The organism is Proteus hauseri (assembly GCF_040139125.1).
Taxonomy (GTDB): Bacteria; Pseudomonadota; Gammaproteobacteria; order Enterobacterales; family Enterobacteriaceae; genus Proteus; species Proteus hauseri_B.
This window is the reverse complement of sequence record NZ_JBEEUB010000004.1, coordinates 51,518-74,107: the sequence shown is the minus strand read 5'-3', so window position 1 is coordinate 74,107 and position 22,590 is coordinate 51,518. Positions and strand designations below refer to the sequence as shown.

The following is a 22,590-nucleotide window of genomic DNA, read 5'->3' as shown; positions in this document are numbered from 1 at the left end:
TGTTATTATAATGGTAGGTTACCAATCGATTCCTTTTTGAGCCTTAATACCGCTATCAAATGCGTGTTTAACTGGGCGCATTTCTGTCACTGTATCTGCCAATTCAATCAACATTCTATGGCAAGCTCTACCTGTAATAATTATATTTTGATGAGCAGGGCGAGACGTTATCGCGTTGATAACGTCTTCAAGTGGTAAATAATTAAGGGTGATCATATAAGTGATTTCATCCAAAATAACTAAATCGTATTGTGGAGAATTAAGCAGCTTAAGTGCATGTTGCCATGTATTTAAACAGGCTTGTGTATCTGCAGTTCTATCTTGCGTTTCCCATGTAAATCCTGTTTCCATTACATAAAAAGGGACACCCGCTTGCTCTAAAAGATTGCGTTCACCATTTTCCCACGTTCCTTTAATAAACTGCACAACACCCACCTTTTTTTGGTGACCGACAGCGCGAGTTGCTGTGCCCATTGCTGCGGTTGTTTTACCTTTGCCATTTCCTGTAAAAATCATAAAGATACCTTGCTCACGTTGAGCTTGTTCAATTCTGGCATCTACTCTCTGTTTTAAACGTTGCTGGCGTTGTTGGTGTTGTGCTTCATTCATAGTTTTACCTTAAAGGATATTTTATCGATTACTCTGCGGGACCTGCTTTTCTGCCGGGTTGTGCATCTAAAGATTGACCACGTACATTGATGCTGTCATCACTCATTAGATAAAGATATAACGGCATAATATCTTTAGGTGTCTTTAACTTTTGTGCATTTTCTTCAGGGAAAGCGCTTGCTCGCATACCTGTGCGAGTGCCACCAGGATTAATGCAGTTAATGCGCAGAGTACTATTGATATACTCTTCATTTAACACTTGCATAAAGCCTTCTGTTGCGAATTTAGAAACAGAATAAGCACCCCAACCATAACGCCCTTGGCGACCAACACTAGAACTTGTCAAAATCAAGCTGGCATGAGGGGCTTTTAACATTAATGGAATAAGCGCTTTCGTCAGCATAAAAGTCGCATTAACATTGACTTGCATCACATCATGCCAAAGCGTGCTAGGCTGATTGATGATAGGCTCAACAACACCTAACAATCCTGCATTTTGTAATACACCATCAAGATGAGTAAATTGCTTCTCAATGGTCTTAGCGAACTGTTGATAATCTTGCTCTGTGGCAGTGAGTAAATCTAATGAGTACAGCAGCGGTTTTTGCCCACCAGAGGCTGTAATTTGTGTTTGTACGTCTTCAAGCTTAGATAAAGTGCGACCTAACAAGATTAATGTCGCCCCATAACGAGCATAAGTTAGCGCGGCTTCTTTGCCGATACCATCACCAGCACCAGTAACAAGAATAATTTTATCTTTTAATACGGCATGAGTAGGTTGATATTGCAACATAGAGGGATCCTGTTTGGTAGAAAGTTAATAAAGTGTAACGCCTTATTCACTTAACGACCAGTTTCTGCTGGTTTTATTCTTAGTACATTAAGGTATTTAACAGAATTTTCCTTTCGCTGGTGGCGCTAAAGCAGAATTTCGTTAAACTAGGGCATATTATGTTTCAATGAGTTTGATTAACCTTAAAAAGAGGTCTTTGTGGAGTATATTTTGCAATATGGGCTATTTTTAGCAGAAATTGTCACTGTGGTGGTTGCTATCATCGCTATCGTATTGTTTTTTGTCATTATTGGTAATAAAAAGCAAAATCGTAAAGGCACGTTAAAGGTGACTGATATTGGTGAAGCTTACCAAGAAAAACAGCGAATTATGCAACAAGCAAGAATGGACGATGCTGAGTTAAAAGTTTGGTCTAAGGCGTTTAAAAAGCAGCAGAAAAAAGAGAATAAACAGAGTAAGAGCGATGCCAAAGAAGGTAAAAAAGGTGTTGTTAAACCATGTTTATATGTGCTTGATTTTAATGGCAGTATGGACGCTCATGAAGTGGGCGCACTACGTGAAGAAATAAGCGCTATTTTATCTGTAGCTCAACCAGAAGATGAGGTGTTGTTACGTCTTGAAAGCCCGGGTGGAATGGTCCATGGTTATGGTTTAGCTGCTGCTCAATTAACTCGTTTAAAAGAGAAAGGCATTAAACTTACCGCAGTGGTCGATAAAGTTGCTGCAAGTGGTGGTTATATGATGGCTTGTGTTGCAGACCATATTGTTGCGGCACCATTCTCAATTATTGGTTCTATCGGTGTGGTTGCACAAATTCCTAACATTCATCGTCTACTGAAGAAAAACGATATTGATGTGGAATTGCATACCGCAGGTGAATACAAACGTACACTCACCTTGATGGGTGAAAATACCGATGAAGGACGTGAGAAATTTAAACAAGATTTGAATGAAACACATCTGTTGTTTAAATCGTTTGTGCACAAATATCGCCCAGAATTAGATATTGATAGTGTTGCAACGGGTGAATACTGGTATGGCTCAGAAGCCTTAAATCGAGGTTTAATTGATGCAGTTGGTGTGAGTGACGACTGGCTAATTAATCGCATCAATGACTATGAAGTATTCGCTGTTCAATTCGTGACGAAAAAACGCATGGTTGAGCGCATTACGGGTGGTGCAATGGAAAGCGTGGATAAACTTATGATGCGTTGGTTACAACGAGGTCAAAAACCGCTGCTGTAGTGCCGGTATCAATCTTAATTTAGCGGTTATTTTACGATACTGGAAAGTGGTGTCTTATCCAGTATCGTAAATGGTTCTTTAGCGAAATTATAACGACGATAATCCCACTCTTTATTATTCAAATTTAGAATACATTCAATGCATACATTATTTAATGTTTATATATTCGCTATAAAAATAATTAAATGACGCAATTTCGCTCACCATTCTAATTGTGATAGTAATGGGAAAGCTAAATGTTAAAAAATACCTTATTCTAAATGGTATTTGTCTGAGAATAGATGTGCTAAATGTTTAAACATATTAAATGCTGCGGTGCTTTTGGCAGTGGGTAAACCTTGCTCATCTAAAAAAAACTCACCTTTAAATACGAGTACATTACCTTTTTGTTCAACAGAATCAGCACGCATTCCTTGTATATAATCTTCATGCTCACGTATGATTTTATTCGCTTTTTCAAGTAGCATCTCTGTTGTAATAGGTGTAGTTTGATTTTGCATAATTTGTGCTCCTTAGAAAAATAATTTGTTGCGCCTCACTTTTTATCAGGTAGAGTGTGGCTTTTTTAAAACTCAGCTACTCTATATGTAGCAAACAGTGTGTTGCCTGTTACCTGAAAAAAGTGATGAGGTGTTTAAAATACCTCAAAAAATTTAACGAGTTTTGCGTTTAAACAAAAGCTTTGAATAAAAACAGGTTGATATATTGCAAAACTAACGCAATATAAAAAAGAGATTTCTAAAAGTTTTCTGAGTTGATGGCATAAAACGATGCCGTCATGACAAAGTTTAATTAGGTAAAGGTAATTATGGGTAAAGCTCTTGTTATCGTGGAGTCCCCGGCTAAAGCCAAAACGATCAATAAATATCTTGGCAATGACTACGTGGTTAAATCCAGTGTGGGTCATATTCGTGATTTGCCAAAGAGTGGATCTGGCAGCCAGAAGAGCGAAAACTCATCCGCCACGAAAGGCGTAAAAAAAGTAAAAAAGGATGAGAAATCAGCCTTAGTTAGCCGCATGGGAGTTGATCCCTATAATGGCTGGGATGCGAATTATCAAATTCTTCCCGGCAAAGAAAAAGTGGTGGCTGAGCTTCAATCATTGGCTGAAAAAGCTGATCACATCTACCTCGCGACGGACCTTGACCGCGAAGGAGAAGCTATCGCGTGGCATTTGCGCGAAGTTATCGGCGGTGATGATGATAGATTTAGTCGTGTGGTTTTTAACGAAATCACTAAAAATGCAATAACACAAGCGTTCCAAACGCCGGGTGAATTAAATATAGATCGCGTTAATGCGCAACAAGCACGCCGTTTTATGGACCGTGTTGTTGGTTATATGGTTTCACCTTTGCTTTGGAAAAAAGTGGCTCGTGGATTATCTGCGGGTCGCGTGCAATCTGTTGCTGTTCGCTTATTAGTTGAGCGTGAACGTGAAATTAAAGCCTTTGTTCCTGAAGAATATTGGCAATTACATGCTTCTTTGCTTACACCTGATGAGCAAATGTTGCGTATGGAAGTCACACATTACAACGATAAAGCCTTTAACCCAGTTTCAGGATCTGAAACTCAGGTTGCCGTTGATGCATTGAAAAATGCCGCTTTTGTTGTAAAAGATCGTGAAGACAAACCGACATCAAGCAAGCCAAGTGCACCATTAATAACATCAACACTCCAACAAGCGGCAAGCACTCGCTTAAGCTTTGGTGTGAAAAAGACCATGATGTTAGCACAACGCCTTTATGAAGCAGGTTATATAACCTATATGCGTACTGACTCAACAAACTTAAGTCAGGATGCAATTCAAATGGCGCGTGATTATATTGGTGAAAAATTTGGTAATAAATATTTGCCTAAAGAACCAAATGTTTATTCAAGCAAAGAGAATTCACAAGAAGCGCACGAAGCGATTCGTCCTTCTGATATTAGCGTGACCTTTGAATCGCTAAAAGATATGGATAACGATGCTCAACGCTTATATCAACTGATTTGGAATCAATTTGTAGCTTGTCAAATGACACCTGCAAAATATGATTCAACCACATTAACGGTACAATCAGGTGACTATAAATTACGTGCTAAAGGACGTACTCTGCGTTTTGCTGGTTGGACTAAAGTCATGCCTGCTATGCGTAGCAAAGATGAAGATAAAACCTTGCCAGCCGTTGAGGTTGGCGCAACGTTGTCATTGTCTGAGTTAGAGCCAAGCCAGCATTTTACTAAACCACCAGCACGTTTTAGTGAAGCAACGTTAGTTAAAGAATTAGAAAAACGTGGTATTGGTCGTCCTTCAACTTATGCATCGATTATCTCTACGATCCAAGATCGTGGTTATGTGAAAGTTGAGAATCGACGTTTTTATGCAGAAAAAATGGGTGAGATCGTTACTGATCGTCTAGAAGAGAACTTCAGCGATTTAATGAATTACGATTTTACTGCGCAAATGGAAGACCATCTCGACCATGTTGCCAATAACGAAGAAGATTGGAAAGCGGTATTAGATGCGTTCTTTAAAGATTTTAGTCTGCAATTAGAAGTCGCAGAAAAAGATCCTGAAGAAGGCGGTATGCGACCAAATCCAATGATTATTACCTCGATTGAATGCCCAACCTGTTCTCGTCATATGGGAATAAGAACGGCAACAACAGGTGTATTCTTAGGATGTTCTGGTTATGCATTACCACCTAAAGAGCGTTGTAAGCAAACCATTAACCTTATCCCTGAAGATGAATTACTGAATATTCTTGAAGGGGATGATGCAGAAACCAATGCATTACGTGCACGTCGTCGTTGTCCGAAATGTGGTACTGCAATGGATAGCTACCTTATCGACACACATCGTAAATTACATGTTTGTGGTAATAACCCAGCATGTGATGGTTATGAAGTCGAAGATGGTGAATTCCGCTTAAAAGGTTATGAAGGTCCTGTTGTTGAGTGTGACAAATGTGGTTCTGAAATGCACCTGAAAATGGGGCGTTTTGGTAAATACATGGGTTGTACTAACGATGAATGTAAAAACACACGTAAAATCTTAAAAAGTGGTGAAATTGCACCACCGAAGGAAGATCCAGTACCGCTTCCTGAATTACCATGTGAAAAATCAGATGCTTATTTCGTATTAAGAGATGGTGCTGCGGGTGTTTTCTTAGCGGCAAATACATTCCCTAAATCACGAGAAACACGCGCACCTAAAGTTGAAGAGTTGGTTCGCTTTAAAGACAGATTGGCAGAAAAACTGCGTTATTTAGCAGATGCACCTGTCGCTGATCCTGAAGGCAACCCGACAATTGTACGTTTTAGCCGTAAAACAAAACAGCAATATGTCTCTTCAGAAAAAGAGGGCAAAGCAACTGGCTGGTCTGCATTTTATGTAGATGGCAAGTGGGTTGAAAAAACCAAGTAACGTTGACCTCTCTCGACAAACAGAAAAGCGACTAGCGTGAGTTAGTCGCTTTTTTTGCATCTACAGTTATGCTAATTAAGGTATGTAGAAATAGTATTAACAATTAATTTTTGTTTAATCGATATTTTAAATTGCTAATTATAAAACGGAGATGCTATGAAACTGATACCTTGGTTATTATCAGGTTTTTTATTTACCTCTATAGCAAGTGCAGCCACATTAGATGTTACGTTAAAAGAAGCATTACCAACGGGTGCTGGCAATGATATTGGGGTTGTAACCATCACAGAAACCGATTATGGACTATTATTCACCCCTAAACTGAATGGATTAGCATCGGGGTTTCATGGTTTTCATGTTCACGCAAATGGTTCATGTGAGCCTGATATGAAAGAGGGGAAACCCGTTCCTGCATTAAAAGCGGGTGGTCATTTAGATCCTGAAAAGACAGGCGTGCATTTAGGACCTTATAGTAAAGATGGACACTTAGGGGATTTGCCCGGCTTGGTGGTTAATGATAAAGGTGTTGCCGATTATTCTGTTCTAGCACCTAGGTTGACAAAACTTGAGCAGATAAAAGATAAAGCCCTTATGGTTCATGTGGGCGGCGATAACTATTCAGATAACCCAGAAGCATTAGGTGGCGGCGGTGCTAGAATGGCATGTGGTGTAATTAAATGATCTTTCAACGATAAATTAATCTCATTTAAAGCTGACTTTAGTCGGCTTTATTTTTGTACTAATTTTTATAGCTTATAACTATTTGATATAACAAAGGCTAAATAACCTTATCAATTACGTTAGACCGAAATGAAATAAGTGATATAGTGGTTATATATCACATCTTTATTATTCTTTTTAGTTATATCAATATAAACGGAATAACAGAATAATTGCTTTTTTTGTTGAAGGGATAGCGTCTCTATGAAATTACAACAGTTGCGTTATATCGTTGAAGTTGTAAATAACGATTTAAACGTTTCAACCACCGCTGAACGTTTGTATACCTCACAACCGGGGATCAGTAAGCAAATCCGTATGCTAGAAGATGAGTTAGGTATACAAATTTTTTCTCGTAGTGGTAAACATTTAACGCATGTGACGCCAGCGGGTGAAGAAATTGTAAGGCTATCTCGTGAAATTTTAGCTAAAACAGAAGCTATTCGATCTGCTGCAGGAGAACATACTTATCCTGATAGAGGCGCGCTCTCTATTGCAACAACACACACACAAGCGCGTTATGTGTTACCTCCCGTAATTAAAGGTTTTATTGAGCGTTACCCTGATGTCTCTTTGCATATGAATCAAGGTTCACCAACGCAAATTGCAGAAGATGTATGCAGAGGAAAAAGTGACTTTGCGATAGCGACAGAATCACTGCACCTTTATAACGATTTAGTCATGCTGCCGTGTTATCGCTGGAACCGTATTGTCGTGGTATCAAAAGATCATCCACTAGCACAAAAACGAGAAGTGACGCTAAAAGAGTTAGCTTGCTACGATATCGTTACTTATACCCATGGCTTTACAGGACGTTCCGATCTTGATGACGCATTTGGTAAAGTAGGGCTGAAACCTAAGATTGTCTTTACTGCAACCGATGCTGATGTAATTAAAACCTATGTTAGATTACATCTAGGAATTGGTGTTATTGCGAGTATGGCATTTGACCCGGTACTTGATAGCGATTTGGTTGCTATTGATATGCGCGATAAGTTTAGTTATAGCACCACAAAAATTGCATTTCGCCGTAGTGGTTTCTTACGTGGCTATATGTACGATTTTATGTGGCGTTTTGCGCCTCATCTAACTCGCAATTTAGTAGAGCAAGCTGTTGCATTACGTACACATGAAGAGATTGATGAGTTATTTAAAGATATTGAACTACCACTTGTCTGATACTCAATAAGTTTGGTATTGAATAAATTTGATACTGAAGGGCGGGGTTCTCCCGCCTTCAAGCGTTGTTAAACTTCAAGTAATGATTTTATTTTAGATAAAAATCCCCATTAAAAAATGCATCTGATTTTTCCATACTAAGTTGACGATATTTCTGTAAGAAAGCATAAAAACGTTGACTAACGAGTGGATCGTCAAGTGCACCCACATCAAACACCGACGTAATAGTGGTGTATTCCAACGACAGCGAAAATTTTTTTCCTGCACAACTTGCTAATAGCATTTTTGCTGATTGTGTTGAAAAACGCAGGCTCATAATTTTTAGCTTCGGTACAAAAATAAGATGATTATTATGATTTAATATTTCAGTAATACCTGCAATGGTGATGGTTTTATAACTATCAAAAGAGCGGCGTAATCCAATCTCTATTTGTTGCCCTTGTTTACGTAAAAATTCTATAAACTCCGTGAGTGATGGAGAGGCGGCATTAATTGCTGCGCCCAGTAATAGCTGAACAAAGGCTTGAGCAATAGAAAAATCAAATGTTTGTTTATCTAATTTTTTTGTCTCTATTTTATTTCTGCCTAAAAGTGGTAAGTGATTTAATGTTTCTAGCCAGTGTTCAGGATGGTAATAAGCTTCATCGTCATGTTTTTTTAAAGCATGGAGATGATTTGCCATAATTGAAATTAGTGCGATTTGGATATCTTTCAATTGTGTCATACGCGCTAATTCTTTTTGGTCGAAAGGTTTTGGCGAGGCGATAATAAATTGAACCAAGCCTTCTGTATCTCGTATATTTTGCGTATGTAATGGATTAATAGAAATAGATTGTGGGAATGGAGGTGTGATAGGAGCGGCAAAATAGTTATCTGCCATCATGATTTTTTTTAGTAACTCAGGTTGTTGGCTATTCATATCTCATTATCCTTTTTTTTACTATAACGTAGCCATTTAATCCTAAGTATTCATAAAGAAAGAGATTAAATTTTGTTAGCGCCATAACGCTCATAACATCGCATTAACAAAATGTGTGGTAATTAAGCGAAATTATTCTTTTATGGTATGTTTAATAGATAACCTTACCTATTTTGATGGTTTAGATTGCTGTCAGTAAAAAATAAGAAGGAGAGGAGCTATGTCGTTACGCTTAAAAAAAGAGAGCCTTGCTACGCTTTTTGTTGGCACTCAACAATACGAGTATTACCGTCTTTCTGAAGTTGCCCGTCAATTAGGCGATATTACGCGTCTTCCTAAATCGCTAAAGGTGTTGTTAGAAAACTTAGTGCGTTATCTTGATGACGATACTGTTGTTGAAGATGACATCAAGGCATTAATTACTTGGCAGAAAAAAGCCCATGCAGACCGTGAAATAGCGTATCGACCTGCAAGGGTGTTAATGCAGGATTTTACGGGGGTTCCTGCGGTTGTTGATTTAGCTGCAATGCGTGAAGCGGTGAGGTCACTCGGTGGTCAAGTTGAAAAGGTTAACCCGTTATCTCCCGTTGATTTAGTTATTGACCACTCCGTTATGGTGGATGAATACGCGACTAAAAGTGCATTTGCCGATAACGTAGAGATAGAGATGGAACGCAATTATGAGCGTTATCTCTTTTTACGTTGGGGTCAGCAATCATTTCAACGTTTTCGGGTAGTGCCACCAGGAACGGGAATCTGCCATCAGGTTAACCTTGAATATCTTGGTAAAGCGATTTGGTATGAAAAACAAAATGGTCGCAATGTTGCTTATCCTGACACTCTAGTCGGTACTGATTCACATACCACCATGATAAATGGTCTTGGTGTATTAGGCTGGGGGGTAGGTGGAATTGAAGCAGAAGCTGCGATGTTAGGTCAGCCTATTTCAATGCTTATTCCGGATGTTGTTGGGTTTAAACTAACAGGAAAACTACGTGAAGGCATTACAGCAACGGATTTAGTGTTAACGGTTACCCAAATGCTTCGAGCTCATGGTGTTGTGGGTAAATTTGTTGAGTTTTATGGCGATGGGTTAGCCTCTTTACCTCTTGCCGATCGTGCAACAATTGCCAATATGGCACCAGAATATGGTGCAACCTGTGGTTTTTTCCCTATTGATAACATCACACTGGATTATTTACGTCTTACAGGGCGTGAAGAGCAAGAAATTGCATTAGTTGAAACCTATAGCAAAGAGCAAGGTTTATGGCGTAATACGGGTGATGAGCCAATATTTACCTCAACTTTATCTTTAGATATGGGCACAGTAGAAGCAAGTCTAGCAGGACCTAAGCGCCCACAAGATCGTGTTAATCTCTCTAATGTACCTAAAGCATTTAAAGCGGCAGTTGAGCTAGAAACCAATAAGAAACCACTCTCTCAATATCCCCACGTTAAAATCGATTCACAACCTGCCTTTGAGCTATCCGATGGTGCCGTTGTGATTGCAGCAATTACATCATGTACCAATACGTCTAACCCAAATGTATTAATGGCAGCAGGATTGTTGGCTAAAAATGCAGTAGAGAAAGGTTTACAGCGTAAACCTTGGGTTAAATCGTCGTTGGCGCCAGGCTCGAAAGTGGTTACTGATTACTTAAAACTGGCTGGATTAACGCCGTATCTTGATGCGCTTGGGTTTAATCTGGTGGGTTATGGTTGTACTACGTGTATTGGTAACTCAGGACCTTTACTTGCACCTATTGAGGCGGCAATTAAAGAGTATGATTTAACTATTGGCGCTGTATTATCAGGAAACCGTAACTTTGAAGGGCGTATTCATCCGTTAGTCAAAACCAACTGGCTTGCTTCACCGCCATTAGTGGTGGCATATGCGTTGTCAGGTAATATGAATATTGATTTAACCCAAGAGCCATTAGGGGAAGACAAGCAGGGTAATCCTGTTTATTTAAAAGATATTTGGCCTGATAGCCGAGCAATTGCTGATGCGGTTGAAAAAGTTAAAACGCAGATGTTCCATAAAGAATACGCTGCGGTATTTGATGGTGATGAGACTTGGCAATCACTAAAAACGCAAAATATCCCAGTTTATGATTGGCAACCTGATTCTACCTATATTCGACATCCTCCTTTCTTTGAAGGAATGACGAAAACGCCGGTTGCAGTAAAAAATATTCATCAAGCGAATATTTTAGCAATTTTAGGTGATTCGGTAACTACTGACCACATTTCACCTGCGGGTAATATAAAAGCGGATAGCCCTGCTGGGCGTTATTTACGCGAGCATGGTGTAGAGCCTAAAGATTTTAACTCTTATGGCTCAAGACGAGGCAACCATCAAGTGATGATGCGAGGCACTTTTGCCAATATCCGTATTCGTAATGAGATGGTACCCGAAGTAGAAGGTGGATTTACGCGTTATATTCCAAGTGGTGAAACATTAGCAATTTATGATGCCGCAATGCGTTATCAGCAAGATGCAACGCCATTAGTGATAATCGCAGGGAGTGAATATGGTTCTGGCTCTAGTCGTGACTGGGCGGCAAAAGGAACGCGTTTATTAGGCGTGCGAGCTGTTATCGCAGGCTCTTTTGAGCGTATTCACCGTTCTAACTTAATCGGTATGGGCGTTTTACCGTTAGAGTTTCCTGAAAGGGTAACTCGTAAGACATTAGGTTTAAAAGGTGATGAGAAAATTGAGATCACAGGACTTAATGCTTTAACACCGGGGCAAGAGGTTGCGGTAAATATTACTTTCGCAGATAATCGCACGGAAACTATTATGGCACGTTGCCGTATTGATACCCAAACTGAATTAGCCTATTTCCAACATGGTGGCATATTGCATTATGTTATTCGTAATATGTTGTGATTAATGTGTTGTAGCATAGCGATAATATAAATGCCTTATTATTAAGGCGTTTATATTTATAATTTTAGGATAATGATTCTATTTCTGTTAACCAATGATTAAATAGAGAACAATTTTCTCGCATTGAATCTAATCCAACTTCAAGCGCAGCTAAAATACCTAATAATGGTTTTTCATAACCTTGGATTAGATTTTCAATACGTTTACTAGGGGCAGTTTGAGGGGAGTTATTAATATGCTCAGGCGAGTCAAATTCTCTTAATATATTGGAGAAAGTATCTGCCAATTCAAACTTATCCATACCTTGAGCCATTTTTTGTGTATTGCTAAATAAAAGCGCCTCGAATTCATACATTTGTATATAAGGAATAAAGCGAAGCATTGCTTGTTCACCCAGCTTTTCTGTTAATTTTTGTACTAGGATATCTTGGAGTTCCCGTGCTTTATCTATCATTGTAGGCATTAATGAAGACGCAATTTTTCCAGGAAAAGATTCAGGTAGACCATAGTAGTCAAAGAAGGTTGTGCAATAACAGTTTTTATCAGCTAGTAATCTATTTTTGATATCAGGATAAAGACGGTCAAATTTGAAGTTTCCTCCTTTATGACCAGGTCTACCGATTAATGCAGGTATTAAATAAATCCCTTTATGAGCAAAAGGCTCAACTAATAAATTTTGTACAAAAGCTTCTTCAGTTTGCCCTTCACAAATAACATGAACTAAGGTCATTTTAACGGTCTCCCACCAATAATATTTTTTTCCCATAGTTCACCAACAGAATAGGTTTCAAGCCAATCTTCAAATTGTTTAGCTTCTAAACGCTTAAATACAGAAGCGCCCAATTTACGTTCAACAACGATTAAGTCTTCTAATTCAAATTCATTGAGTAATGGGACTGATTGAGTTGAAACGATAACCTGCATACGTTCTGATGCACTTCTTAGTAATGCGCCAAGTAGCGTAATTGCATAAGGGTGTAATCCTAACTCTGGTTCATCAATAATAATGGTTGACGGTGGATTAGGTTGAAGTAGCGCAGTTACTAGACAAATAAAGCGAATAGAACCATCAGATAATTGGCTTGGCCATAGTGGATAATCACTGTCGGTTTGTTTCCAAAACAATCGAATTTGTTCTTCACCTGAACTTAATTGGGTTGGTTTTAGAATGAAGCTATCAAAAAAGGGAACAGCTAAGCGAACAATCTTACATATTTGAGTATAAATATCGCTGTATTCTTGCTGTAGTCGGAATAAATAAGCAGCTAAATTGGAAGCATCAGGACGTAAATATTCATTATCATGAGCAGCGCCTAATCGTTTAACTGTCGCTGTTTCACTAGTATCATGAAAATGGAAGACTTTCCAACTAGCAATGCTGTTGTAACAGGCTAATGCAACAGCACTCGATGTGTTTTTTAGGTTGGATTCCTTATGACCAGAACTAAATACAGGAAGATCATCTGTTTTATAAGAACAACTAAAGTAAAGATTCTCATTAATAAATGTAAATGCATCATCTAAAGTAGGCGATAATATTGCACTGTAACCACTGTTATTAAAACGAATATCAAATTGCAGTTCTTCTGTTTCTTTAACGCCATAAGTGAGGATCCGATCAGCCCCACCTTGTTTACTTACCCAAATTTGTAAACGTCCTTCAACCAGTTCATGTAACATACGAAAAAAGCTAATAAAATTACTTTTACCAACACCATTAGCGCCAATAAGTATATTGAGGCGATTTAGTTTTAGCTGATCCAATTTACGGATAGATTTAAAACCGCTAATAGTTAGTGTATCTATTTTACTCACTTGATTCTCCATTAGCCTGTAAATGGGGTGTTAGCGTATTCTCATTAGTTTTGTGAATTAAAAAGAGTGAGCTATCAATTCATATCTAAATGAGATACGAATTTTAGCCAGTATACTGGGATATTGAGTATTGTTAAATCATCTACACGGCGAAAGACAAAATAGGGGAGAAATAAAGGAATAACTTACCTAACCGTATGGAATTCCTTTAAGATTTGAAGCCATATCTTTAGTGGATCACCAACCCTGAATTGCACCACCATTAAAGATTTTCTCAGCGGCTGTGGCGACTTCTGGCGATTGGTATGCTTTTATAAAATCGCGCACATTATCAGCATCTTTGTTGTTTTCTCTTGTCACTATAATATTGGTATAAGGCGAGTTTTTATCTTCAATAAAAATACTGTCTTTGGTCGGTGATAAATTAATTTGTTGGATATAGGTTGTGCTAATTATTGCTACCGTCACTTTCGGATCGTTTAGTACACGAGGCAATTGTGCGCCTTCTAGTTCCATAATTTTTAGGTTAAGAGGATTTGCAATAATATCAAGCGCAGTCGGCAATAAACCACTATCAGGTTTAAGTGTAACCAGCTTTTCTTTTTGTAATAGTAACAGTGCTCGACCTAAATTGGTCGGATCGTTAGGTACTGCAACGGTATCACCTGGCTTTAGCTCAGAAGGGTGCTTTATTTTGGTAGAGTAACCCGCCATTGGAAATACAAAGGTATTACCTACAGCCACTAAATTATATCCACGAGATTGGTTATCTTGGGCTAAAAAAGGACGATGTTGAAAAACATTCGCATCTAATTCATTATTTGCTGTTGGATCGTTGGGTAATAAAGAACCACTAAAGCCAACTAACTCAACATCTAAACCATATTTTTCTTTGGCGACTTGTTTTGCAATTTCAGCAACATCTTGTTCTGCACCATTAATTACACCAACTTTAATTGAATAACCGCTTTTATTGCTGTTATCACAACCCGTTAATAATGTACTCGCTAATAAAAACGCGCCTAAAAGCCTACCTGAAAATTGCATTGGCATAATTCATTCCTAAATCAATAAGTTATTTATTAAAAAATAGCTGAAAATCAGATAGATAGTCAATGAAATAGCATATGATAAAAAGGCACATGATATAATTTAATAATAAAAAATTGTCAGGAATATAGAGAAAACCGAGTGGGAGACAATGATTTCGTTAAGAAATAACGAATAAAGTAAAAAATAAAATCCGGGTAGTGGCTACCCGGAATGAAAAAAATTAATTATGGATCACTGTGCTTTTTTAAATAACAGATGCCCCATTTTATCTGCTTTTGTATCAAGGTAATGCGCATTACTAGGATTACGTCCAACAATTAATGGCACGCGCTCAATAACATTAATACCCGCAGCTTTCATAATTTCAATTTTTTTCGGGTTATTGGTTAATAACCGAACTTCATGTACACCTAAAAGGTTATACATATCAGCACATAGCGTAAAATCACGTTCATCTGCTTTAAAGCCTAACTCAAGATTTGCTTCAACAGTGTCTAAGCCTTGATCTTGCAGTGCATAAGCACGGATTTTATTTAGCAGCCCAATATTGCGACCTTCTTGGCGGTGATATAGTAATACCCCACGACCTACTTTGCTGATTTGAGAAAGTGCAGCTTCAAGTTGAAAACCACAATCACAGCGTAGGCTAAAAAGTGCATCTCCCGTTAAACATTCAGAATGAATACGGGATAGTACAGGCTCAGTGCCTGAAATATCGCCATAAACAAGGGCGACATGATCTTTTCCAGTTGCGATTTCTTCAAAACCGACCATTAAAAACTCACCAAATGGAGTAGGTAGTTTTGCTTCTGCGATACGTCTTAATTTCATTATTTTTGACTCGTAATTTCAGGTGATACTCTCATTCATACTATACACTTTAGCAATATGAACGAAGAGAAATAAAACACTGAAATGTTTCCATGTCTGATAAACAAGGAAAAAGCTAACACACACTTGTAATACACACGCCTCTAAACTAGCAGATTTTAAGCCTTTTTGCATAATGGTTTATTTATTAATAAACATTGTTTATGGTGATTGAGTTTCGTCAACAGATTCGTAAGCAATGGCGATTTGAAAGGATTAATTGATTGAATAGACAAATAACTTTTTTGATCTTCTTAGGAAGCATACTGCTGTTGTTACCTCCGGTCGTGCTGTTGTCTATAGGTTGGCATTGGCAACCTATAGAACATCCTATTGGCGGAATTACCACGCTATGGTTTGCTGATAGCGCTGCAAAACCTTGGGGGGCATTGACCCTTGTTATCTGTTTAGCATTACTATTTTTTATATTGAAATTGCCTAAAAAAGTTTTTATTCAATTAGCTGTGATTATGATAGCTACATTGGCAATAGGGCAATTAATCAAAGTGGTGGTAAAGAACAGTGTAAAAGAGCCCCGTCCTTATGTCGTTTGGGTAAGTGATAATCTGCATATTTCGACAGACTATTTTTATCAGATATCAAGACCTGAAAGAGAACAACTGTTACATGATGGATTTGCTGATTCAGCCGTTGTTCCTTTATGGCAATTAAAACATTGGCGAGCAGAAACGGGATATGCATTCCCTTCAGGGCATAGTTTGTTTGCGGCAACACTTGCTTTGTTTGTTTTTACCTTTTTTATGTTGCGCCGTCATTATTTTTTAGCGTCATTCGGGTTATTATGGGGAATGGACGTCACTATTGGGCGTATTGTATTGGGAATGCACTGGGCATCTGATGTTATTGTCGGTATTCTTATTAGTAGTGTGCTTGTCTGGGGGGCATTTAAGTTGATTGAGCGACGTTTATTACTCAAATCCTGACGATAAGCCGTATTTTTAAGATACAGAATTTATTTTTCGCTATTTATGTGAAAAAATATACGAAAATCAGATGATTCTAAGAAATGACTTTCTTTGTGAGTGATGAAAATGCTACCTTTATCTGTCCTCTAAAGAAAAGCGAATAAAAAAGGAAATAATGTGAAAAAAGTCCTACTTTTTATTTTGGTTATTCTTGTTTTCGCCCTCGTGGTGATCGCCATGACTTTGGGCTCGAATAATGATCAGGTAGTTACTTTTAATTATCTTATTGCACAAGGTGAATATCGTATCTCTACCTTGTTAGCAACATTGTTTGGTGTTGGTTTTGTACTCGGTTGGATTGTTAGTGGTCTTTTCTATCTGCGAGTGCGTCTGTCTTTAGTAAGAGCAAAACGTAAGATTAAACGTCTTGAAAGTAGCCAAACTAAACAAGAAAGCCAAGAACATCGTCCAACTGTTGCTTCTGCAGCGAAATAAGGACGATAGCTGATGCTTGAATTGCTGTTTCTGTTATTACCTGTCGCAGCGGCTTACGGCTGGTATATGGGACGCCGTGGTGCCCAACAGGATAAACAGCAGAATGCCGACCGCTTATCACGAGAATACGTGGCAGGTGTTAACTTTTTACTTTCTGATCAACAAGACAAAGCGGTCGATCTCTTTCTTGAGATGCTAAAAGAAGACAGCTCTGCATTTGAAGCTCATCTCACTTTAGGTAATCTTTTTCGCTCTCGTGGCGAAGTCGAACGAGCAATTCGTATTCACCAATCTTTAATGGAAAGTGCCGCGTTGTCATTTGAACAACGCCTTTTGGCTGTTCAGCAGCTTGGTCGCGATTATGTTGCCGCGGGTGTGTATGATCGCGCTGAAAATATGTTTCAACAACTTATTGATGAACAAGACTTTCGTCAAAGCGCATTGCAATCGTTGTTAGCTATCTATCAATTGACTAGTGACTGGGGTAAAGCGATAGAAACAGCAGAGAAGCTAGTTAAACTCGGTCAACATGAATTAAAAGAGCAAATTTCCCATTTTTATTGTGAATTAGCGTTGCAAGAAATGAGTAGCGATAATCTTGATAGCGCACTGAGCTTTTTACAAAAAGCAGGGCAAATGGATCCCCTCTGTGCACGTGTCTCTATTATGTATGGACGTATCTATATTGCTCGAGGCGAGAAACAAAAAGCCATTGATGTACTGATGAGAGTGATTGAGCAAGATAAAGAGATGGTAAGTGAAACGCTGCCAATGCTATTTGAATGTTTTAACACTCAAAATGATAATGACCCACGTTGGGAAAATTATTTACGTCAATGCGTTGAAAGTAATAGTGGGGCAATTGCAGAGCTTTATCTTGCCGATATTATTGAAGCAAGAGAAGGCATTGAAGCGGCGCAGCTTTATATTAATCGCCAATTAGAACGTCATCCTACTATGCGGCTTTTCTACCGTTTAATGCGTTATCACTTATCTGAAGCAGAAGAAGGCAGAGCAAAAGAGAGCCTGATTTTGTTACGTTATATGGTCGGTGAGCAAATTCGTACTAAACCGGATTATCGTTGTCATAAATGTGGTTTTACCTCTCATGCATTATATTGGCATTGTCCATCCTGCCGTTCGTGGGATACCGTTAAGCCAATCCGTGGCTTAGATGGTCAGTGACGATGTCACTTTTATTGAAACCGTCTCTTGATAAATAAAGGCCCTAAAATGTCATTTTCTTGTGATAAAAAATCGCCCGAATTCACCTGCGCGCCAGTTATTGTGGCATTAGACTATGAAGATCAGCAAAGTGCGTTGGATTTTGCCCAGCGTATCGATCCTTCATCTTGTCGTCTAAAAATAGGCAAAGAGATGTTTACCCGTTTTGGTCCACAATTTGTTACTCAGTTACAAAAAGAAGGATTTGAAATTTTTCTAGACTTAAAATTTCACGATATTCCAAATACAGTCGCAAGAGCGGTTGCTGCCGCAGCTGATTTAGGTGTGTGGATGGTTAACGTTCATGCCAGTGGTGGTAGCCGTATGATGCGAGCCGCAAAAGAGAGTCTTGCATCATTTGGTAACGATGCACCGCTATTAACGGCAGTGACGGTACTGACGAGTATGGATCAATCTGATCTCACGGAATTAGGCATTACTTTAACGCCTGCTGAACAAGCCGAACGTTTGGCTCTGTTAACTAAAGCGTGTGGTCTTGATGGTGTGGTGTGTTCAGCGCATGAAGCAACGCGTTTTAAACAGGTGTGCGGTGATGATTTCTTATTAGTCACACCCGGAATTCGACCTACAGGTAGTGATGTGGGCGATCAGCGCCGAGTGATGACACCAGAACAAGCCATTATTGCTGGTGTTGATTATATGGTAATAGGGCGACCAATTACTCGCAGTGAAAATCCATTAGAAACATTACATCAAATTAATACAGCAATAAAAGGAGTTCAACGTGGATAATAACTCCCGTTTGGTCTATTCCACGGATACAGGACGAATTAAAGAAGAAGAACAAAAGCCAGAACGTCCTGCTGGCGATGGTATTGTACGCATTCAGCGTCAAACTAGTGGGCGCAAAGGCAAAGGGGTTTGTGTTGTTTCTGGCCTTGATGTAGATGATGCTGAACTTGCCAAATTAGCCGCTGAATTAAAAAAGAAGTGTGGTTGTGGTGGTAGTGTTAAAGATGGCATGATAGAAATTCAAGGTGATAAACGCGACTTAATTAAATCGCTATTAGAAGCCAAAGGTATGAAAGTTAAACTTGCTGGTGGCTGATTAATTTATTCACCAACAACAGAATGAATAGTGCGCTGATTTTTAATAAAAATTGGCGCATTTTTATTGTTATATATAAATTATTATCACACTAAATAGATAATTCTTTTAAAAGGTATTTTATGAAAGCGTATTTGATGATATTTGCGGTGTTGTACTCTTCTGCGCTTTTTGCAGAAGATAAAACTGACATGATTGTTGTGAATGATAAATATTGCACATCACCAAAACAAACCATGGACGAAATTTATGAAAATGGCGCATTAACTCATTGTGTTTATCAAGGTATGGATCTTCTTGCGGCTTATAAAAAATATGTTAGTGAACATGATGAAGCGTATCTTGAAAAAACGTTAAAACGGAATGTGAACAACCAAAAAGAGTATGCTGATGGAAGTATCTCAGTCGTTTATAAATGGGAAAACCCACGTCGTTTGGTGATTGAGCAACAGTTCTCAGGTGGAAGCACTGATTTTCTTTTAGAAGAAGATAAGGCAGGAACCAAAATAACCATTACAGGATACCCTGATTAGGCTGTGATGATGAATACCATGTTTATAGTTAAATAATAGAATAGTGTTTTATATAGGTGACAATGTCACCTTTTTTCGTTTATTACCGCTCATCTATTTTCAGATATTTCACGGGTACTTCAAGTGTTAACCAAACACCATTCTCAGCTTGATAAAATTCGATGCCTTCTTTAAACATCTGTTGGCTATCTACTCTTAATACCACGGGTTTTCCATGACGATCACCAACATTGACGGCGGTTTTATAATCATCAGAAAGATGCACATATTGGCGACCGTTAGGAATTAAGCCTTTATCAAAAATACTATCAATAAAGCGGCTCGCTGTGCCGTGATAAAGCATATTAGGCGGCGTAATAGGTTGATATTCAACGGTGGTTTTTAATGAGTGTCCTTGAACAGCGCGAATAAATAGCCCATCTTCGGAGATCGCAAAACGTTTTTTATCATTGGTTTTAACGACATCTTCAATCAGTGCGTAAGTGAGTTGATTACCCTGTTTTTGCGCTAATTTAATCAGCTGTGCTATTTCACCCCAGCCTTGTTTATCAAGCGATAAACCAATACTTTCAGGTGAATGGCGTAAGATATAACTTAAAAAGCGGCTAATTTGTACATTGTCTTTCATTTATTTAATCCATTAGTTATTTACTGAGTTTATGGTGCAACGGCATCATAAAAACATTTCCTTTTAGTACTCTTCATTTTTCAAAATAAAAAACTAAGAGGCATAAAAAAAGCTGATAGTCATAAGTGAACTATCAGCTTTATTGTATCTCGTTTTAATGCTTATTAGATAGGGCGGGCAACGATATTTCGGGTTTCAAGCTTAACATCTTCAATGCGTACCGGAATGATATCATTGAGTTTATAAGCGGTTTCACCTTTAACAATGACAGTACCTGTTTCTTGGCTGCACTGAATTTCATCACGCACAGCATGTAAGAATGGTGCTGGAACAAAGGCAACCGCGCCATTTTCAACTAAACGCACACGAATACCGCCACGAGTAATATCGATAATTTCCGCGTTAAATTGGGTTTCAGTACCTGCAAATGGTTTTAAGAAACGGGCATATAGCCAATCACCGACATCGCGCTCTGCCATGCGGTTTGCACGACGACGCTCTGCAATACGGATACAAGCATCTTCTTGCGGTTTTTCTGCATTGCCTTTGCTAATAATCGCCTTAAGTAAACGGTGATTTAAAATATCACTGTATTTACGAATAGGGGATGTCCACGTAGCATAAGCTTCAAGACCTAAACCAAAGTGAGGACCTGGCTCTGCTTTTATTTCAGCGAAGTTTTGGTAACGGCGAATACGGCTATCAAGGAACTGATTAGGTTGGCTATCGAGTTCACGACGTAATTGGCAGAAACCCTCTAAGGTTAATAGACTTTCTGATGTGGTTTCTACGCCATTATCTTTTAATGTCTGTACAACTTGGTCGATATATAGCGGGTCAAAACCAGTGTGAACATTATAAACACCAAAGCCTAGCTCTTTTTCTAACACTTTAGCGGCACAGATATTTGCGGTGATCATCGCTTCTTCAACAATACGATTAGCAATACGGCGTTTATCAGCAACGATATCTAATACATTACCGCCTTCATCAAGAATAAAGCGGTAGTCAGGACGCTCTTTAAAGACTAATGCATGGGTTTCACGCCATTGATGACGTTTGTCACACATCTCTTTTAATAACATCACTTGTTGATGAACAACGTCGTTCTCAGGTTTCCAGTCAGTGGCTTCGCCTTCTAACCAGTTAGAGATATTGTCGTAAACCAGTTTTGATTTAGATTCAACCCATGCTGAGTAGAAATGAATATCTTCAAGTAACGCACCATCTTGGGCAATAGAGACTTGGCAAACCAATGCAGGGCGTTTTTCATTTGGACGTAATGAACAGATGTTATCGGATAACTCACGTGGCAACATCGGAATATTAAAGCCCGGCAAATAGTTAGTTAATGCGCGTTGTGCCGCAATTTTATCTAACTCACTATTTGGCAGAATATAAGCAGTAGGATCAGCAATAGCGATAAACAGTGTTAGTTGACCGTTTTCTTCTTTGCGAATATAGAGTGCATCGTCCATATCTTCTGTCGATGCACTATCAATGGTGACAAAAGAGAGGGCGGTTAAATCTTCCCGAGGTTGAACATCATGCAGTGTTAACGGCTCTGTTCCCATTTCGGGTGCATCACGTTCTAATTGATGACGCATTAATGTTACCCACCAAGGGGCATAATGGTCATCTTTATCAGTAATGAAATGCGTGAGTTCAGCCTGAAAGTTTTTGTCACCCTTAAGTGGGTGACGGCGCATCTCTGCGACTGCCCAATCTTGATCAACAAAAGTGTGCTCTAAGCCTTGAACTGGACGGCTAGGAATCGCGTCTTTTAATAGAGGATGATCTGGAATGATCCACAGACGATTATCACCTTCTTTTCTTTGAACACGTCCGACAAAACGCGTTAAAAAAGGTTCTACAAGTTCTTCTGGCTCTACAGACTCTTTATCATTATTGGTATGAACAGCGGCGAGAATACGGTCGCCATGCATGACCTTTTTCATCTGAGGAGGTGGGATAAAATAGCTTTTCTGACCATCAACTTCAAGGAAGCCAAAGCCTTTATCTGTTCCCTTTACAAGGCCTTCCACGCGCGGTGTCTGGGCATGGAGTTGCTGTTTTAGCTGTGCAAGCAGCGGATTGTCTTGAAACATATTTTTCCGGAAAGTCGGCAGTTTTAATAATAAAAGTGGGCAATAGTTTTATTCGATTGTGCGTAGTGACGCAAGTAGTATGCATCAGAAAAACAGATAAAACGG

General features: G+C 38.8%; 21 protein-coding genes. 11 read left to right on the top strand and 10 right to left on the bottom strand.

Features of this window, described 5'->3' with window-relative positions; translation table 11 throughout:
- Positions 1-18 precede the first annotated feature (18 nt).
- Both cobO and ABN099_RS08410 read right to left on the bottom strand, forming a co-directional pair.
- Positions 19-609, bottom strand: coding sequence for a cob(I)yrinic acid a,c-diamide adenosyltransferase (gene cobO / locus ABN099_RS08415; RefSeq protein WP_349463210.1), 591 nt, complete (start codon positions 607-609; stop codon positions 19-21).
- Between the two features lie 28 nt (positions 610-637).
- The gene (locus tag ABN099_RS08410; protein WP_349463506.1) at positions 638-1,399 is read right to left on the bottom strand and encodes a YciK family oxidoreductase; all 762 of its coding nucleotides are present in this window, start codon (positions 1,397-1,399) and stop codon (positions 638-640) included.
- A gap of 201 nt (positions 1,400-1,600) precedes the next feature.
- Here ABN099_RS08410 and sohB point away from each other — a divergent pair, with 201 nt between their 5' ends.
- Entirely contained in the window at positions 1,601-2,647 is a 1,047-nt protein-coding gene (sohB, locus tag ABN099_RS08405) for a protease SohB (RefSeq protein WP_349463209.1), read from the top strand.
- 251 nt (positions 2,648-2,898) lie between these two features.
- Here the strand turns inward: sohB and ABN099_RS08400 are convergent, their stop codons facing one another.
- Complete coding sequence (locus ABN099_RS08400; protein WP_349463208.1) at positions 2,899-3,147, bottom strand: YciN family protein; 249 nt, start codon at positions 3,145-3,147, stop codon at positions 2,899-2,901.
- A gap of 308 nt (positions 3,148-3,455) precedes the next feature.
- Between ABN099_RS08400 and topA the strand changes: the two genes are divergently transcribed.
- The 3 genes from topA (at position 3,456) to cysB (ending at position 7,952) form a co-directional block, all read left to right on the top strand.
- Complete coding sequence (gene topA / locus ABN099_RS08395) at positions 3,456-6,053, top strand: type I DNA topoisomerase (protein WP_349463207.1); 2,598 nt, start codon at positions 3,456-3,458, stop codon at positions 6,051-6,053.
- Positions 6,054-6,209: 156 nt separating this feature from the next.
- The gene (sodC, locus tag ABN099_RS08390) at positions 6,210-6,734 is read left to right on the top strand and encodes a superoxide dismutase [Cu-Zn] SodC (RefSeq protein ID WP_349463206.1); all 525 of its coding nucleotides are present in this window, start codon (positions 6,210-6,212) and stop codon (positions 6,732-6,734) included.
- A gap of 243 nt (positions 6,735-6,977) precedes the next feature.
- A complete protein-coding gene (gene cysB, locus ABN099_RS08385; RefSeq protein WP_349463204.1) occupies positions 6,978-7,952 on the top strand; it encodes an HTH-type transcriptional regulator CysB in 975 nt (324 codons plus the stop codon).
- An 88-nt stretch (positions 7,953-8,040) separates the two neighbouring features.
- Here cysB and ABN099_RS08380 read toward each other — a convergent pair whose 3' ends face one another.
- Complete coding sequence (locus ABN099_RS08380) at positions 8,041-8,871, bottom strand: hypothetical protein (protein ID WP_349463203.1); 831 nt, start codon at positions 8,869-8,871, stop codon at positions 8,041-8,043.
- Positions 8,872-9,091: 220 nt separating this feature from the next.
- Here ABN099_RS08380 and acnA point away from each other — a divergent pair, with 220 nt between their 5' ends.
- Positions 9,092-11,764 (top strand): aconitate hydratase AcnA, encoded by a 2,673-nt coding sequence (gene acnA, locus ABN099_RS08375; protein ID WP_349463201.1) that lies wholly within the window; start codon positions 9,092-9,094, stop codon positions 11,762-11,764.
- Positions 11,765-11,828: 64 nt separating this feature from the next.
- On the opposite strand, the gene ABN099_RS08370 is transcribed toward acnA, so the two are convergent.
- The 4 genes from ABN099_RS08370 to ribA all read right to left on the bottom strand — a co-directional run bounded on the left by ABN099_RS08370 (position 11,829) and on the right by ribA (position 15,463).
- Complete coding sequence (locus tag ABN099_RS08370) at positions 11,829-12,494, bottom strand: DUF4276 family protein (RefSeq protein WP_349463200.1); 666 nt, start codon at positions 12,492-12,494, stop codon at positions 11,829-11,831.
- The gene (locus ABN099_RS08365) at positions 12,491-13,579 is read right to left on the bottom strand and encodes an AAA family ATPase (RefSeq protein WP_349463199.1); all 1,089 of its coding nucleotides are present in this window, start codon (positions 13,577-13,579) and stop codon (positions 12,491-12,493) included. The genes ABN099_RS08370 and ABN099_RS08365 overlap by 4 nt, the downstream gene beginning before the upstream one ends.
- A gap of 237 nt (positions 13,580-13,816) precedes the next feature.
- Positions 13,817-14,632 carry a MetQ/NlpA family lipoprotein gene (locus ABN099_RS08360; protein WP_349463198.1) on the bottom strand — a complete coding sequence of 272 codons (816 nt, stop codon included), beginning with the start codon at positions 14,630-14,632 and terminating at the stop codon, positions 13,817-13,819.
- A gap of 231 nt (positions 14,633-14,863) precedes the next feature.
- Positions 14,864-15,463, bottom strand: coding sequence for a GTP cyclohydrolase II (gene ribA / locus ABN099_RS08355; protein ID WP_349463196.1), 600 nt, complete (start codon positions 15,461-15,463; stop codon positions 14,864-14,866).
- Positions 15,464-15,726: 263 nt separating this feature from the next.
- Between ribA and pgpB the strand changes: the two genes are divergently transcribed.
- From pgpB to ABN099_RS08325, 6 genes are all read left to right on the top strand, one after another.
- Positions 15,727-16,446 carry a phosphatidylglycerophosphatase B gene (pgpB, locus tag ABN099_RS08350; protein WP_349463194.1) on the top strand — a complete coding sequence of 240 codons (720 nt, stop codon included), beginning with the start codon at positions 15,727-15,729 and terminating at the stop codon, positions 16,444-16,446.
- Between the two features lie 159 nt (positions 16,447-16,605).
- Positions 16,606-16,923: a LapA family protein gene (locus ABN099_RS08345; protein WP_349463193.1), complete on the top strand. Its 318-nt coding sequence runs from the start codon at positions 16,606-16,608 to the stop codon at positions 16,921-16,923.
- A 12-nt stretch (positions 16,924-16,935) separates the two neighbouring features.
- On the top strand, positions 16,936-18,108 hold the full coding sequence (gene lapB / locus ABN099_RS08340) for a lipopolysaccharide assembly protein LapB (RefSeq protein ID WP_349463192.1): 1,173 nt from the start codon (positions 16,936-16,938) through the stop codon (positions 18,106-18,108).
- A gap of 48 nt (positions 18,109-18,156) precedes the next feature.
- The gene (pyrF, locus tag ABN099_RS08335; RefSeq protein WP_349463190.1) at positions 18,157-18,900 is read left to right on the top strand and encodes an orotidine-5'-phosphate decarboxylase; all 744 of its coding nucleotides are present in this window, start codon (positions 18,157-18,159) and stop codon (positions 18,898-18,900) included.
- Complete coding sequence (gene yciH / locus ABN099_RS08330) at positions 18,893-19,216, top strand: stress response translation initiation inhibitor YciH (protein WP_349463189.1); 324 nt, start codon at positions 18,893-18,895, stop codon at positions 19,214-19,216. The genes pyrF and yciH overlap by 8 nt, the downstream gene beginning before the upstream one ends.
- 122 nt (positions 19,217-19,338) lie before the next feature.
- On the top strand, positions 19,339-19,749 hold the full coding sequence (locus ABN099_RS08325) for a hypothetical protein (protein ID WP_349463188.1): 411 nt from the start codon (positions 19,339-19,341) through the stop codon (positions 19,747-19,749).
- Between the two features lie 82 nt (positions 19,750-19,831).
- Here the strand turns inward: ABN099_RS08325 and ABN099_RS08320 are convergent, their stop codons facing one another.
- On the bottom strand, positions 19,832-20,377 hold the full coding sequence (locus ABN099_RS08320) for an RNA 2'-phosphotransferase (protein WP_349463187.1): 546 nt from the start codon (positions 20,375-20,377) through the stop codon (positions 19,832-19,834).
- A 164-nt stretch (positions 20,378-20,541) separates the two neighbouring features.
- Positions 20,542-22,485 (bottom strand): exoribonuclease II, encoded by a 1,944-nt coding sequence (locus ABN099_RS08315; RefSeq protein WP_349463186.1) that lies wholly within the window; start codon positions 22,483-22,485, stop codon positions 20,542-20,544.
- Positions 22,486-22,590 lie beyond the last annotated feature (105 nt).

Coding starts and splice junctions, on each gene's coding strand:
- cobO (WP_349463210.1), bottom strand. CDS start 609: ATGAATGAAGCACAACACCAACAACGCCAGCAACGTTTAAAACAGAGA.
- ABN099_RS08400 (WP_349463208.1), bottom strand. CDS start 3,147: ATGCAAAATCAAACTACACCTATTACAACAGAGATGCTACTTGAAAAA.
- topA (WP_349463207.1), top strand. CDS start 3,456: ATGGGTAAAGCTCTTGTTATCGTGGAGTCCCCGGCTAAAGCCAAAACG.
- sodC (WP_349463206.1), top strand. CDS start 6,210: ATGAAACTGATACCTTGGTTATTATCAGGTTTTTTATTTACCTCTATA.
- cysB (WP_349463204.1), top strand. CDS start 6,978: ATGAAATTACAACAGTTGCGTTATATCGTTGAAGTTGTAAATAACGAT.
- ABN099_RS08380 (WP_349463203.1), bottom strand. CDS start 8,871: ATGAATAGCCAACAACCTGAGTTACTAAAAAAAATCATGATGGCAGAT.
- acnA (WP_349463201.1), top strand. CDS start 9,092: ATGTCGTTACGCTTAAAAAAAGAGAGCCTTGCTACGCTTTTTGTTGGC.
- ABN099_RS08370 (WP_349463200.1), bottom strand. CDS start 12,494: ATGACCTTAGTTCATGTTATTTGTGAAGGGCAAACTGAAGAAGCTTTT.
- ABN099_RS08360 (WP_349463198.1), bottom strand. CDS start 14,632: ATGCCAATGCAATTTTCAGGTAGGCTTTTAGGCGCGTTTTTATTAGCG.
- ribA (WP_349463196.1), bottom strand. CDS start 15,463: ATGAAATTAAGACGTATCGCAGAAGCAAAACTACCTACTCCATTTGGT.
- lapB (WP_349463192.1), top strand. CDS start 16,936: ATGCTTGAATTGCTGTTTCTGTTATTACCTGTCGCAGCGGCTTACGGC.
- pyrF (WP_349463190.1), top strand. CDS start 18,157: ATGTCATTTTCTTGTGATAAAAAATCGCCCGAATTCACCTGCGCGCCA.
- ABN099_RS08325 (WP_349463188.1), top strand. CDS start 19,339: ATGAAAGCGTATTTGATGATATTTGCGGTGTTGTACTCTTCTGCGCTT.
- ABN099_RS08320 (WP_349463187.1), bottom strand. CDS start 20,377: ATGAAAGACAATGTACAAATTAGCCGCTTTTTAAGTTATATCTTACGC.
- ABN099_RS08315 (WP_349463186.1), bottom strand. CDS start 22,485: ATGTTTCAAGACAATCCGCTGCTTGCACAGCTAAAACAGCAACTCCAT.